We start from the raw sequence: 335 nt of genomic DNA, 5'->3' as shown, positions 1-335 counted from the left end.
GAGGTGATCGGCAGCGTTGAGGTGTTGGAAGCGAAGATCGCGCCCTCCGGCAGATGTGCCTTCACCTTCTCCGTCACCTCGGCCTTGACCTTGCGGTCTTCAAAGACGGCCTCAATGACGAGATCGGCCTCGGCGAGTGCTCCGTAATCTGGCGTCGCCACGATGCGTTCAAGAATGCCGACGGCGGCCTCTTCGCTCATGCGCCCGCGTGCCACTTCCTTTTCGAGAAGACCGGCGCAATGCAGCTTGCCCTTCTCCGCCGTCTCCTGGTCGCGGTCGATGAGGACGACGCCCATGCCGGCGCGCGCCGTGACATAGGCGATGCCGGCCCCCAT

General features: G+C 64.2%; 1 protein-coding gene. It reads right to left on the bottom strand.

Annotated elements, in window-relative coordinates:
- Positions 1-335: 3-hydroxyacyl-CoA dehydrogenase family protein (locus CH341_RS32055; protein WP_146604744.1), on the bottom strand; the 335-nt coding region annotated here is incomplete at both ends.

It is taken from the genome of Rhodoplanes roseus, from assembly GCF_003258865.1.
In the GTDB taxonomy this organism is placed as follows: Bacteria; Pseudomonadota; Alphaproteobacteria; order Rhizobiales; family Xanthobacteraceae; genus Rhodoplanes; species Rhodoplanes roseus.
Note: the sequence above shows the minus strand (reverse complement) of the source record. Positions and strands in the feature narration are given on the sequence as shown.